Origin of the sequence: Microcoleus sp. EPA2 (assembly GCA_020882975.1) — a bacterium.
Lineage (GTDB): Bacteria > Cyanobacteriota > Cyanobacteriia > Cyanobacteriales > Microcoleaceae > Microcoleus.
On record JAHRFD010000005.1, the window covers coordinates 127372 to 140856 of the forward strand.

Consider the following 13485-nt stretch of genomic DNA (forward strand, 5'->3'; position numbering starts at 1 on the left):
TCTTCATAAACCCGCCCCCACCCAACTAATAACCCAGTTGTAGGTTGGTTTTCGTTCCTCAACCCAACCTACAGATTAGCTCTAATGGTGGAGCAAGTGCATTAAGCCTTCTACAGTAGGACCGATCGCACCTGCTGAAACTTCACAAGCGACTGTTTCGGCTGCGCAGTGACTAGCATGAAGGGTGTTTTCAATAGCCTGACTGGCTCCCTCCACTGCATCACCCCCGCATTGACCGTAAGCAGTCTCTGTGACCATTTCAGCTTGAATTTTTCTGTTGGTTTCTGTGGCATTCATGTCCCAACTTTTGATTGTTTGGACAATCTCTAACCCGGTCCAAATCAACATTCCGAGCAAAACCGCACCAATCAAATATTCCATAGTTTTCTAGAGGATTGAGGTTGGCTATATCTAATTTAACGCAGGGACTGAAAGCCAACAGGAGAGAAAATATTATGCTTGCAAAGCAGCCAACAGACATAATAATAATGCCTCCGTCCACTCCACTACAGCACCATAGGTATCACCAGTGTGACCCCCTAAACGGTGGTTAAACCAGGCTCCCGTCAAAATTCCGATCGCACTTCCCCCCAAAGCCATCCCCACCGCCAACAGCCACCGATCGCCCTGCAAGACAACTTGCAACACACTCAAACTCAGTAGCAGCAAAACTCCTGGGATAAAATCAAAAGGAGAATAAATCGATTCCTTGTGAAAAGCTCCCTTACCCTGGGCCCGGAGATAGGGATAGCGGGCGATCGCCACCAACTGGCCCCACCGCCCCCAACCAGCCACACCCATCAAAGCCAACCACCGATATTCATTCAAATCCGTCAGAGCAGCCGTTTTCAACAACAAGATTGCCACCGCAGCCATCGCCCCAAAGGCTCCTGTAACGCTGTCCCGCATCACCTCCAGCCGTCGCAGGGGGTCTGGTACAGCCAGGCCGTCCGCCGTGTCCATAGCCCCGTCTAGGTGTAACCCCCCAGTCAGGGCAATACCTAAAACTACTACCAAGGCCGATCGAGTCAAAGCAGGCATCCCCAACAACTGCAATCCCAGATCCGCCAGTCCCAGCATCCCCCCAATCAACAGCCCGATTGCCGGTGCAAAGCGAGCAATACCCCGAAACTCCAAATTCCAAGAAATCGGCACCGGCAAACAAGTATAAAAAGCGACCGCAGCAGCTAGTGCAGCCCCCAGATTCCGGAAAAAGTCGATCGTTGAGCGAACCAACTGATTGTGCACCATAAAATAGAAATTTTTTCGCATTGTATGGAGTTGTGAATCCATTAGCGTATGCCAGAATTGGATCGGTAACACCCTTAGTTCCTTCGATCAGGCATTCATCCTGGCGACAGCTCTTTTCTTTAGAAAACTGCTACCGACAGCGCACCCGAAGAACTGCATCTACTGAAACTTAACTCAAGACAAGCGTTTCCTTTGTAGGAAAATCTAGTTAATTCTGTGATTTCCAACCAGGGGAACATACTACAACAGAGGCTTTTGCTCCATGAGTAATGACCAATTAAACAACAGGGTGGCTGCTCCTTGCATCATCGATACAGGCATTGTCGTCAACAAGCGCGATATCCAAAGATTGCTCTTCGATTTAGGACGTGTCCGCTACCTACATATGCAGGACGGCAAGATTTACAGTCAAGGCGAAGGGTATGTCCGGGAAGTGTTCGTTAACCCCAATCGCTCTACTCTGATTGCCAACCGGGCTATTTATTTGAATGTTGATAGTTTTGATTATCTGGAACTGAAAAACTCCAAGGAAGAAGGTGCTTATTTTGACCTGATTCAAGAGGGACGACTGTTACGGTTAATTCCTCTCTCCAATCCTTTGCAAGAGCAACTCAGCCGGAATTTAAATGCTGCTGCTTTAGATGCAGTCGTGGATCAGGTACTCTCAGGGAGCTGGGATTATCAATTAGATGAAGACGATTCGCCGTTTTAAAGGATCGTTGGCTAAGGCTAAGGTCAAAATTAGTTCGACTAAAGCTCAAGAACGTTTAAAATTGTTCCGATGCCCAATGCCCAATGCCCAATGCTCCATTCCTAATGTCCGAAAAATTTTCTTTTCAATCTCTTGCCCATTGCAGCCATACCCAAGCGCGTGCGGGAGTGTTTGTCACTCCCCACGGTGTGGTAGAAACGCCTAAGTTTATGCCCGTGGGAACCCTGGCTAATGTCAAAACTCTGACGCCTGCACATCTTAAAGATGCTGGCTCTCAAATGGTTTTGGCTAATACTTATCACTTGCACTTACAGCCGGGGGAAGATATTGTTGCCGGAGCTGGTGGATTGCATAAATTCATGGCTTGGTCCGGGCCGATTCTGACCGATTCGGGCGGCTTTCAGGTGTTTAGCTTGAGCCAAATGCGTACTATTTCTGATGAGGGGGTGACTTTTCGTTCCCCCCGCGATGGTCGTATGATTAATTTGACACCGGAGCGATCGATCCAAATCCAAAATGAGTTGGGTGCGGATGTGATTATGGCCTTTGACGAGTGTCCCCCTTATCCAGCGACGCGACAGGAGGTGGAAGGGGCGACAGACAGGACTTATCGCTGGCTCAAGCGCTGCATTGCTGCTCACTCGCGCCCGGATCAAGCTTTGTTTGGGATTGTACAGGGGGGTGTTTACCCGGATTTACGATCGCGATCGGCAAACCAGTTAGTAGATTTAGATTTACCAGGTTATGCGATCGGCGGTGTCAGCGTTGGGGAATCGGGGGATTTGATCGCAGAAATTGTGAAAGTGACAGCACCCCTGTTACCGGCACATAAGCCCCGTTATTTGATGGGAATTGGCACTTATCGGGAAATGGCCGTGGCGGTGTCCCATGGTGTAGATTTGTTTGACTGTGTGATTCCGACTCGGCTGGCTCGTCACGGGACGGCTTTGGTTGGGGGGGAACGCTGGAATTTGAAGAATGCTCGGTTTCGAGAGGATTTTACTCCTTTGGATGAGTCTTGTCCTTGTTATACTTGCCAAAATTTCAGTCGGGCTTATTTGAGCCATTTGGTGCGAGCTAAGGAACAACTAGGCCACACTCTGCTGGCGATTCACAACGTGACTGAGTTGATTCGCTTTACGGTTCGGATGCGGGAGGCGATTTTTGCCGATCGCTTTACAGAGGAGTTTGCTCACTGGCTGACACCTACGGTCGATCGAACATGATTGCCTTTGCTTAAGATATGCGACAATTATGAAAAATCTGTTGGATAGGTAGGTTGATTCATGGAAGCTGCATTACTTTTAGCGAAGCTGCCCGAAGCTTATGCGATCTTTGACCCTTTGATTAATGTTTTGCCGGTGATTCCTGTGTTTTTCTTGTTGCTGGCTTTTGTTTGGCAAGCGGCTGTCGGATTCAGATAATTCTGGTTTTATTAAAAGCAGGGGCAATTCCCCAATTGTCCCTGCTTTTAGCTGTTGAGTTTTTCGGTTGCTCTGGAATTATTTAACCGCACAAAGCGCTCCAGAGCGCAGAGAAAGAGCCCAGAGGGATGAATGCTATGTTTAGCTGCCGATCGCCTTTTGGAATGCCGGTCTTTCTGCAATTCGCTTCATATAGTCTAAAACCGCCGGATAAGCGCTGAGGTCTAGTTTTAGCATCATGGGAATATAGTTTAAAATCGAGCCCACTGCGGCGTCGGCTACACCGAATTCATCGCCCATCAAAAACTGCTGTTTCTCGAAGATGTGATTAAGGGGTGTTAACAATTTGGGAGTTTCGCGATCGCGACTTGCTTCCACAAATATTCCCGGCCCTAGGGTAGCGTTAGCAAAGAGTACCCACTGCACGACTTGAGCTTGTTGCTCCAAATTCTCCGGCATTTTACCATATTTTTGAGCTAAATAGAGCAGAATTGCCCCAGATTCCCAAAGTTTAAAATCTCCATCGGCGATCGCCGGGACTTTTCCCATGGGGTTAATTTCGAGAAAATCTGGCTGCAAATGTGCTCCTGCTTGCATATCCAGCATCACGAATTCATAGGGCACGCCTATTTCTTCCAGATACCACTTGATAATTGAGGCCCTGCTGCGAGCTCCACCGTAAAGTTTCAGCACCGTTTTTTCCCTTTAACGAAATCTGATTTATTTTAGCATTTGTTATTGGTTATTTGTTATTGGTGTCGCTAATAACTAATGACCAATAACTGGCAATTCCGTCAAGTGTACAAATAAGATTCTGCTACCAATAAAAATCAAAATTGCTCCGCCCAACATCTCTATTTTATTTGCAAACAAATTTCCACACTTGTGTCCAATAAACACACCAGCAAACGCCAAAAAGAAAGTAATGAATCCTATAGCAGTCACCGCAGGAGCAATAGAATCTTTCAGAACAGCAAAGCCAATCCCCACGGCTAAAGCATCTATACTTGTTGCCACCGATAATCCGATTAAAGTACCCGTATCCAGGGGATTAAATTTCTTTTCTTCTCCGTCATTTTGTAGGGATTCATAAATCATTCTACCGCCAATGAAACTCAACAATCCGAAAGCTATCCAATGGTCAATTGCCGAAATTAAAAAGCTGAAACTCAGACCAATAAACCATCCGATTACTGGCATCAAAGCTTGAAAACCACCGAAAAATAAAGCAATTTTTAAAGCTTTATTGACTTTCATGTGTTTAATTGCTAAACCGCTGGAAACTGAAACTGCAAAAGCATCTGCTGCTAGTCCCAAGGAAAGTAAGACGGTAGTGGCTAAATCCATTTCTGTAATTTTTTTTATCTGATGGGTAAACTATTAAACTTCTCGATAACAGCAAGTCTGCAACACGCAGGCGATGCGTCGTCCACAATAATTCTGGGATAGGTCTCTTGCTCTTAGTCTTTAAGTTTACACTAAGTTATCCTTAAGTTAGATATTTATCATAATCAATTCATTTTTAAATCATATTTTTTTCATAATTGGCTGGCTTGAAAAATGTCGTACTAGGCTGTATTATAAGAAATACCCTGAAAACCCCGTGACTTGAGTCCGGGGATGAAAGGGCGTTGCAGGATAAATCCTGCCTACTCTCTTTGTGCTTCAATGTAACGCTTAACGGTAGGCTAAAATTTAGCCATATCCCTTGACTTGTGTTTATAGACACTGTATGGTAAACGCAAGCTAAAGACAAGAGGTGAAACACAATTGTTAACCAACTACGTTTACAAACTGCGTCCTAATCAAACGCAGACCTCAAAAATGTCAGCTTGGGTGAATATGCTTAGGAGCCATTATAATTGGTGCTTGAATGACAGAATTGTTCAATACAACCAACAATTCATCCAGGGAGATTATTGCGACATTAAAACTCGCGGTGAAGCTTCACCACTCACTTGCTTTGTCAGTAAGAGCGGTGCAACTGGGAATCCGTGGAAAGATTCTAAGTCTGACAAGGAGGGCAACACTAGAAATCCCCGTCGAAGTGCGACGGACATTCAGATCACAGCATTGCCAGAATTAAAAAAGGCTAGACCGTGGTACAGCGGAATAGACTCAACAGTCCTACAACAGAACATTAAACGTTTAGACACTGCTTACAGCAATTTCTTTGCAGGCAGGGGTTTTCCCAAGTTCAAGAATCGAAGTAATTTTACATCTTTCACTTGTGTAATGGGTGTGAAAATACAAGGGAATAAAATCTATCTTCCTAAATTGGGTTGGATGCGATTTTATAACTCTCGTCCGATTCCAAATGGGTTTACCATCAAGGCTTGTACCGTTAGAAAGCGCCAAGATGGTTGGCATATTTCTCTCAGGATAGAAGATAAATCAGTTCCTGAATACAGAGCCAGACCTCTTGAACAAGTAACAAAGGTGGTTGGGTGCGACTTGGGAATTACCAAACTGGTTCATTTGTCTGACGGGTATCAAATTGAAAACCCTAAGTTCTCCACTACTAAAAAGGCTAGGCGAACTTTAAAAATCAGACAGAGACGGGTTAGCCGCCAAGTTAAGGGAAGCAAAAAACGCCAAAAGGCAATCAAACAAGTAGGGCATTTTCATCAAAAGATTAGCGATCGGCGTCAAGCGCATCAATGGAAAGTTGCCAACAAAATTGTGTCTCGCAATATAGACGCAATTGCCTTGGAAGATTTGAATATTTATGGAATGATGCACCGCTGTCAAGTAAGAACAGATGAAAAAACCGGGAGGTTTCTGAAAAATGGACAATCAAGAAAGAAAGGACTAAACCGCGCTATCTCTGATGCTAGTTGGGGTGATTTGATTCTGAAGATCGAGTATTTAGCTGCAAAGCAAGGAAAGGTTGTAATCAAAGTTAATCCCAAATACTCCAGTCAAAAATGCAGAAGTTGCGGGCATATCGACCAATCCAACAGAGATGGTGAAAAATTCATCTGTGTTGAATGTGGGTATCACGAACACGCAGACATTGGCGCAGCAAAAACCATCAGAGATCGAGCTTTGGAAATAGTACGTGGGGACTCCGCGAAACTTGGTGCTTGTCACCTAAACGCCCAAAAAATATCACCACGCTCGAAGAGCAAACGTGGTGAGTTTGGGAACCTTGGTAACAAGGATATTAAGACCGAAATGTCTTAAGAATCCCCTCGGCTTCAGCCAGGGGAGTGTCAAAGGAAGACTTATCAACTAGCAGAATTGATGATGCCGGAATCTAAACCATACCAGCCACTGCTACTGAGATTACTGCACGGGGTTAACGCTGCGATCGCCTTGGGAGCAATCATCACCGCCTTCTGGGTGTACAACACCTATGACGGGCGGTTCGGCAAAGTACCACTACCTCAAATTCCAGATATTATCGGCATTCATGGGACTTTTGGTAAGCTGTTAATTTTAGGGATCGTGCCCGGTTTTGCTTTATACAGTTTCCACAGAGGTCAAAAACGCTTGATACAGCCGGATTCTTTGGGGAAATTGACACAATTCGGAAAACCAATTTGGTGGTACACTTTGCATCGGATTGTGAATACGCTGATGTTGGTGGCCATGAGTTTTTCGATCGCCTCTGGGAGTATGGTTAAGGAAGAATGGCTACCGGCAGGGGAATTGACAAAGGTTTGGTATTATTTGCACGCTTCTGGATGGATCGTATTAGTATTGTGTCTGGCAATGCACTTGTTGATGAGTGCCAAGGTAGGGGGATTACCATTAATTTTGTCGATGTTTGATTTTAAGAACCACAAGAGTAGCTAAACCTATCTGATGCCCATTATGCCCAAAAATACGCTTCTAATCTTGGTGGAAATTGTGGTGATGGGAGGTTGGCTATTTGCATTGGTGGCACCGTTGTTATTTCCCTAACCCGAAATTTGATGGCTAATACCAAATCAGGTTATAGGATTGGTAATTCCACCACAAAATCCACACCACCTGCATTTTGAGACTCGAAGGGAAATGGAAACGGAGATTCCACCCAAACACGCCCGCCGTGAACTTCAGCAATAATTTTATTGCCCAGGGACAGCCCCAAGCCTGTAAATTCGCTAACAGACTTAGTAGTGAAAAATGGGTCAAATATTCGGCGCTGAATTTCTGGCGGAATGCTGGGGCCGTTGTTGGCGATCGATACCGCAATAAATCTGCCTTCGGGATACTCGACTACCTCGGTTTTAACTATAATAATTTGCTCTTGATTGTCGCTCGTATTCATTGCCTCAATAGCATTGCTAATAATACTGGCAAAAACTTGATTTATTTGACCACCATAACACAGCACCAACGGGATATTATTGTACTGCTTAACTATAGATATTTTGTTGTCCAGCCGAGAGGCAAACAATACTAGAATATCGTCGATTCCTTCCTGTAAATTGACGTAGGTTTTGTCGGAGTCGTCAGGGGTAGAAAATTTCTGTAAAGCCAAGATAGTGTCGCGAATGCGTCCCGATGCTATTTTTAAGGTATTGATAATTTTTGGCAAATCTTGGCTCACAAAATCTAAGTCTATTTTTTCTTTTTCTTCCTCAATTTCTCGCACTGATTCTGGATATTTTTCGGAATATAGTTGAATGATTCTGAACAAATCTTGCAGATAATCATTGATGTGAAGTAAGTGACCATAAATAAAGTTAATTGGGTTGTTAATTTCCCGCGCAATTCCGGCAGTTAGTTTGCCTAAAATTGTGATTTTTTCCCTTTGCACCAAGTGTGCTTCGGTTCTTCTGAGTTTGGTTAATACTTCTTCCAATAGCTTGAGTTGTTCTTGAATTTGTTCCTGGCGTTGAGATTGGGAAATTGCGATCGCCAGAGAGTCTGCAATGGCTTCCAAAAGTTCCACTTCGTCGGGAGTACCAAACTGCCACTGACTACAAACGAAAAGATACCCCAGGCGATTAGTCTGGGTGAGCACAGGTACTGCTGCGTACTGACGGTTTTTGAGTCTCAGGTGCTGGGATTCCTGAGATACTAAAGTATCGATATCTGTGACTTTCCTGAGCGTTACCGACTCCCCGCGCTGGAGTCTGGCGGCTAAATCTCCACAGGGCCCGGATTCGGCACCAAATACTCCCAATCGCGATGATAAACCTTCTCGGTAATATTCCGAGCAGAATTCTAACCTGTCTTTTCGGGGATCGTACCAGCCGAAAATTGTGCGCTCTATATCCAGTATACTTCCGAGTTCCTCAACGGTGGTTTGTAGGATGCGATCGACATCCAAGGAAGCGCGAGTGCGACTTGTCAAGCGATGGAGGAGAGCTTCTGTGCGAGTGCGGAGGCGATCTTTTGCAAACAATTTTAGTGCCACAATTGCTCCTATCATAGCTGTGGCTAAAAGTGCGGCGGTGACGGCTGCTAATATATTTAATGGGTACAGTTCTTTTTCGAGGTTTTCTTGAGGAATTACTAGGGCGATCGACCATTCTGCCTGTTCTAAAGGAAGATAAACTACGTAAACTTTAGCATCGTTAATTTTAGTCAGGGAAATGCCAGTTTTTTGATAAACCATCTCTCGGACTACGCTCACCAAATTAGCATCTTTGGAGTCTAATAAACTGGTAGCAGGCAAGTCTGTATTTCCGATTAATCTGGCATCGGGATGAACAATCGGTACTCCTTGAGAATTGAGTACAAAAGCGTAGGTTCCGGCTCCATATTCCAGCTTTCCTACTACTTGGGCTAATCGTTGAATTTTGATGACACCATTCATAACTCCGATCGGCTTTTGAATGGTGTCAGAAGTGGGAGCGCCTACCTTTGGCCGCACCGGAGCAGAAATGGGAATAATTTGTTGTTTTAGCGTGCGAGAAACAGTAGGATCTGAAACATATACTTCCCCAGCCATGGCTTTTTGAAAGTGTCGGCGATCGCTCACATTAGCTGCTGCTCTCCCGACTTTTGTAGTGAAGTAAGAACCATCCGGCTCAATTAAGGCAAAATGCTCAAATTCTGGCAGTCGATTTACTTCAGATTTTAAATAGGGTTGTGCCACCAACCAATTCATTGAACGAACGGGGGGAGTGTTAGCGAGGGTTTCGATTTCAGCTTTTCTAGTTTCTATCCACCGATCGATTTTATTACTCCGATTCCTTACTTCTAACAAAGCATTTTGCTCTAAATTTTTGACAATTAAGCGTCTCACACTTTGATAACTCATATAACCAGCGATACTGGCTGCTATAGTCCCCCCTAATATTAGCAGCGCTGCGATGTATCGAAGACGGTATCCACGGCTAAATCGTGCTGGTAATAGTCGATTTAATTTCCAGCACTGCTCTTTCGCAAAGCTTCGCATAGTTTGACCAATTTGTAAGATTGAAATCTTAGCTCACCTGCGATGCACCCTGAGCCTGCAAGCAGTTTGACACTACTAGCATTTAATAATTGCGGGTTGAAATTTTCTCCCGCTGGTAAGCTCACCCTGTTAAACTGGAATTATACCATTTTATGTTTTTTTATGTTTTAAACTTTAATTTTTATATTAAAAAATCCTAGTGGATAGGTGTTTTTTTTCAGCTAAAAAGACGTAACGAATCAGATGATAAGTCACATCTTCGCGGCTGGTCTATCCACTACATTCCTTAGCAAAAGCGATAGTCAAACATTATTTATTTTAAAGAACTTTGTGAGTGTGTTCGTGTTGTTTTACATTGTCTTCTGTGCGAACAACGCGCTGGGTATTGAGAACTCTTTTGCGATCGAGGGAATAAGAAAAGTCGCTACGAACTGTTCCCAAGGGGATGTGAGATTGAGCTTGGGGGCGGATTTTGTAAGTGCGGGCGGCGGCGATCGCCCGAAAGCCAAATTCTTCGCAAAACTGAGCCGAGGTGGGGAATTCCGGCAGCATAGTGGGTGATTCGCCGTCGAGCACTGCTCCCAAAGTCGTCCCCCAAGCCCTTTGATAGGATGTGGGAATTCCCTTGACAATTGCCTCCAAAGCTGCTGAGGGGATAGCTTCAATTACTTGTACTTCGAGAACTTCACCTTCTTCTTTGACGAAGCAGGTGGCCAAACCCACTACCACGTAGTCGTCGGTAGATAAATCGGGAGCGTTGGGATAAACTGTTGCAGTCGCCATAAAAATCTTGTGAGTAGGAGTTAAAAACCTGGAGCGAAGGTCAAACCCCTGAGAGTGGATCAGACCTGTGTGTTGATAGTACCACATCAAGCTAGATGCCGGATAATTCGGCAGGGATTCCCCGCAGCTACGACGTTTGCAGGGATATTTTTAACCACCACACTGCCTGCACCGATCGTGCTACCATCGCCGATAGTGACTCCGGGGCAAACGATACTACCGCCACCAATCCACACATTATTGCCAATATGAATCTCACTAGCCAGTTCAGAGCCAGAAAGTCTAATTTCCGGGTCAGTGGGGTGGAAAGCAGTGTAAATTTGGACTTGTGGGCCGCACAGTAAATTTTCGCCGATGTTAACTCGATTGCAATCGAGAATCACGCAACCAAAATTTAAATATAAGTTATTTCCAGCATAAATATTACTGCCGTAGTCGCAGTAGAAAGGGGGCTCAATTTTAACTTTCTCGCCGAGGGCACCAAATAATTCGGCGAGAATTTGTAAGCGTTGGGATGTTTCGTCTTCGCGGGTAGCATTGTAAAGTCTGGTGAGACGGCGAGCTCGCTGGCGCTCGCGAGTCAATTCCGCATCATCCGCTAGATACAACTCGCCGGCTAGCATTTTCTGTTTTTCGGTTTTTGACATCGGATTTATGGCTTTTTCAAATCAAGGCTTTGATTGCAAACAAACACCTAAATCTAAATTGGCTAATTGTTCAAAAGCTCGATCGATCGATCCTGTTCCCCTCAAAAAACCTGTGTTCCCACCAGGACAAATATACTGTAAAGTTTCCGGCGAAAAGCGATCGATAATGGATTTCACGCTGTTAATTTGTCGGGGCCAGTGAAAAGTTTTTGCCGTTCTCTGCGGTTGAGGTACACCTTCTCGATTGGGGAGCAAGTGTCGGCCCGAAAACAGAACTCCGCCACTGCGACTATCATAAAGACAGGACGAACCGGGAGAATGACCGGGAGTCCAAAATACAAAAGTGCGATCGCTCAGAGCAAATTCTCGCTCAAAAGCTGTCACTTGCAATCCCGGTAGCAAATAAGCTTCCTGCTCTTGAATCACGATTTCGCAGCCGGTGGCTTCCTGAATCTCCCGCACCTTACCCATAGCGCCCCGGTGAGTCAGAAACAACAACCGGACACCGCCATATTTGCGTAAAAATGTTTGGTTAATCTCATCCCAAGCCGGACAATCTACTAAAATGTTAGTTTGGTTTTCTACAATGAAGTAAGCTGTCCCACCGAGGGTGTCCCGGTTAGGTGGAAAAGCAAAGATATTGTCGAGTACGGGTTTTGGTTGTTTAGAAGCTAAAGTCTGTTGTTTCAAGGAAGTATCATAGTTAATGTGTCTGGAATTAATATTATGTTCTTTTTATGGTTGTTTGTATTGGGACTGTTCTCATACTTTTTATTGCACAACAGCATCCGTCGCATCACGCGAACTCCGGTATGGCTGCTGTGGCTGGTAATTATGGCACCGGCCCTGATTTGGACTGGTTGGCTGTTAGTTAACGGCCCTAGCAAAAGTTCACCGCCAGATTGGCTAATTCTACCTTTTTTGGTTTGCCCTTTTTTGTACTGGTTCCTGGTACAGTTGGGGCGCAAGGAAATTACCAGCGAAACGGCGCAAACCACAGTTAGTGATGGGACTGAACCTGCAAAAGCCGTAAAAAAACCTGCTTTACGCCCGATCGATCTAGAAGAAGAAGCTAGTTTGCGTGACTGTTTTCCTTGGTCTGTTTACTATTTGCGAGATTTAGAATTTCGACCCCAGGCTGTAATTTGTCGCGGACAGTTGCGGACTAACCCAGAAGCAGCTTACCACGCGATTCGGGAAAATGTCGAAAAGCATTTTGGCGATCGCTTTTTGGTAGTATTTCAAACAAGTTTCAGCGGTCAACCCTTTTTTGCCCTAGTCCCTAATCCCGAACATAAATCCGCCGAAAGTCCTGTTAATAATCAACCTTTGAATCGACCATTTTTTGCTTTAGGTTTGCTGCTCATCACGCTATTTACCACTACGATAGTGGGTGCACAAATTGCAGGAATTACCGAAAAAACTGTCCAATCTAATCCGTCACTGTTAATTAATGGTTTGCCCTATGCTACCGCTTTGATGGTCATTTTGGGCATTCACGAATCGGGACACTATTTAGCAGCAAAATTTCATAAAATTCGGACTACTTTACCCTATTTTATTCCCGTACCCTTTTTCTTGGGAACCTTTGGCGCTTTTATTCAAATTCGGAGCCCGATTCCCCACCGTAGAGCTTTATTTGATGTCGGTATTGCAGGGCCTTTGGCTGGTTTAGTAGCGACAGTGCCGTTTTTAATTTGGGGTTTGTATCACTCGACAATTGTGCCTATTTCTAACAAGTCAGGGATGTTAAATTTTGATTCTTTCAATCCCAATTTTTCTCTGATGATGACCCTCTTGAGTAAGTTAACCTTGGGTGGTGCTTTAAATTCGGAAACAGCGATTAATTTGCATCCGGTGGCGGTGGCTGGTTATTTGGGCTTGATCGTGACGGCGTTTAATTTGATGCCGGTGGGACAACTCGACGGCGGGCACATAGTCCACGCTATGTTTGGTCAGGGGGCAAGTATGGCGATCGGGCAATTTGCTAGACTTTCTATGTTGCTCCTAGCTTTTTTGGAACCAGGTTTGTTGTTGTGGGCGCTGATTTTGTTTTTGATGCCGCTAAACGATGAACCGGCATTGAATGATGTTAGCGAATTAAATAATTGGCGTGATGGTTTGGGCTTGGTGGCGATGGGGCTATTATTGGCTATTCTGTTACCAGCACCTAGGATACTGATTCAGTGGTTGAATGTTTAGCAGGAATAATCAAGCACGAAGAAGAGCGAGGTGAAGAAGACTTATGAGCCAGTTTTTTAGTGACCGATATCTTACTTTTTATTAGGTTGAGTTACTTAACCTTTTTAATATTTATAATTTTTATAA

The 13485-nt window shown here is 44.7% G+C and carries 14 protein-coding genes; 6 read left to right on the plus strand and 8 right to left on the minus strand.

Annotated features, from left to right (window positions below):
* Positions 1 to 81: 81 nt before the first annotated feature.
* Both AAFP14_RS07410 and cobS read right to left on the minus strand, forming a co-directional pair.
* The gene (locus tag AAFP14_RS07410; RefSeq protein WP_341731651.1) at positions 82 to 381 is read right to left on the minus strand and encodes a hypothetical protein; all 300 of its coding nucleotides are present in this window, start codon (positions 379 to 381) and stop codon (positions 82 to 84) included.
* A gap of 72 nt (positions 382 to 453) precedes the next feature.
* Positions 454 to 1251, minus strand: coding sequence for an adenosylcobinamide-GDP ribazoletransferase (gene cobS, locus AAFP14_RS07415; RefSeq protein ID WP_341731652.1), 798 nt, complete (start codon positions 1249 to 1251; stop codon positions 454 to 456).
* 262 nt (positions 1252 to 1513) lie between these two features.
* Between cobS and AAFP14_RS07420 the strand changes: the two genes are divergently transcribed.
* The 3 genes from AAFP14_RS07420 (at position 1514) to AAFP14_RS07430 (ending at position 3387) form a co-directional block, all read left to right on the plus strand.
* Complete coding sequence (locus tag AAFP14_RS07420) at positions 1514 to 1963, plus strand: hypothetical protein (RefSeq protein ID WP_341731653.1); 450 nt, start codon at positions 1514 to 1516, stop codon at positions 1961 to 1963.
* 104 nt (positions 1964 to 2067) lie between these two features.
* Entirely contained in the window at positions 2068 to 3189 is a 1122-nt protein-coding gene (tgt, locus tag AAFP14_RS07425; protein ID WP_341731654.1) for a tRNA guanosine(34) transglycosylase Tgt, read from the plus strand.
* A gap of 60 nt (positions 3190 to 3249) precedes the next feature.
* The gene (locus AAFP14_RS07430; RefSeq protein ID WP_293149949.1) at positions 3250 to 3387 is read left to right on the plus strand and encodes a photosystem II reaction center protein K; all 138 of its coding nucleotides are present in this window, start codon (positions 3250 to 3252) and stop codon (positions 3385 to 3387) included.
* Positions 3388 to 3528: 141 nt separating this feature from the next.
* Here the strand turns inward: AAFP14_RS07430 and AAFP14_RS07435 are convergent, their stop codons facing one another.
* Complete coding sequence (locus AAFP14_RS07435; RefSeq protein WP_341731655.1) at positions 3529 to 4080, minus strand: glutathione S-transferase family protein; 552 nt, start codon at positions 4078 to 4080, stop codon at positions 3529 to 3531.
* A 75-nt stretch (positions 4081 to 4155) separates the two neighbouring features.
* Positions 4156 to 4734, minus strand: coding sequence for a manganese efflux pump MntP (locus tag AAFP14_RS07440; RefSeq protein WP_341731656.1), 579 nt, complete (start codon positions 4732 to 4734; stop codon positions 4156 to 4158).
* Between the two features lie 423 nt (positions 4735 to 5157).
* Here AAFP14_RS07440 and AAFP14_RS07445 point away from each other — a divergent pair, with 423 nt between their 5' ends.
* Both AAFP14_RS07445 and AAFP14_RS07450 read left to right on the plus strand, forming a co-directional pair.
* Positions 5158 to 6573 (plus strand): RNA-guided endonuclease InsQ/TnpB family protein, encoded by a 1416-nt coding sequence (locus AAFP14_RS07445; RefSeq protein WP_341731657.1) that lies wholly within the window; start codon positions 5158 to 5160, stop codon positions 6571 to 6573.
* Positions 6574 to 6633: 60 nt separating this feature from the next.
* Positions 6634 to 7188: a cytochrome b/b6 domain-containing protein gene (locus tag AAFP14_RS07450; RefSeq protein WP_341731658.1), complete on the plus strand. Its 555-nt coding sequence runs from the start codon at positions 6634 to 6636 to the stop codon at positions 7186 to 7188.
* A gap of 139 nt (positions 7189 to 7327) precedes the next feature.
* Here the strand turns inward: AAFP14_RS07450 and AAFP14_RS07455 are convergent, their stop codons facing one another.
* The 4 genes from AAFP14_RS07455 to AAFP14_RS07470 all read right to left on the minus strand — a co-directional run bounded on the left by AAFP14_RS07455 (position 7328) and on the right by AAFP14_RS07470 (position 11847).
* Positions 7328 to 9589 carry a sensor histidine kinase gene (locus AAFP14_RS07455; RefSeq protein ID WP_341731659.1) on the minus strand — a complete coding sequence of 754 codons (2262 nt, stop codon included), beginning with the start codon at positions 9587 to 9589 and terminating at the stop codon, positions 7328 to 7330.
* A gap of 456 nt (positions 9590 to 10045) precedes the next feature.
* Positions 10046 to 10510, minus strand: coding sequence for a hypothetical protein (locus AAFP14_RS07460; protein ID WP_340521009.1), 465 nt, complete (start codon positions 10508 to 10510; stop codon positions 10046 to 10048).
* Positions 10511 to 10596: 86 nt separating this feature from the next.
* A complete protein-coding gene (locus AAFP14_RS07465; RefSeq protein ID WP_341731660.1) occupies positions 10597 to 11157 on the minus strand; it encodes a sugar O-acetyltransferase in 561 nt (186 codons plus the stop codon).
* Positions 11158 to 11178: 21 nt separating this feature from the next.
* Positions 11179 to 11847 carry an MBL fold metallo-hydrolase gene (locus tag AAFP14_RS07470; protein ID WP_341731661.1) on the minus strand — a complete coding sequence of 223 codons (669 nt, stop codon included), beginning with the start codon at positions 11845 to 11847 and terminating at the stop codon, positions 11179 to 11181.
* Positions 11848 to 11880: 33 nt separating this feature from the next.
* On the opposite strand from AAFP14_RS07470, the gene AAFP14_RS07475 reads away from it, so the two are divergent.
* Entirely contained in the window at positions 11881 to 13359 is a 1479-nt protein-coding gene (locus AAFP14_RS07475) for a site-2 protease family protein (protein WP_341731746.1), read from the plus strand.
* Positions 13360 to 13485 lie beyond the last annotated feature (126 nt).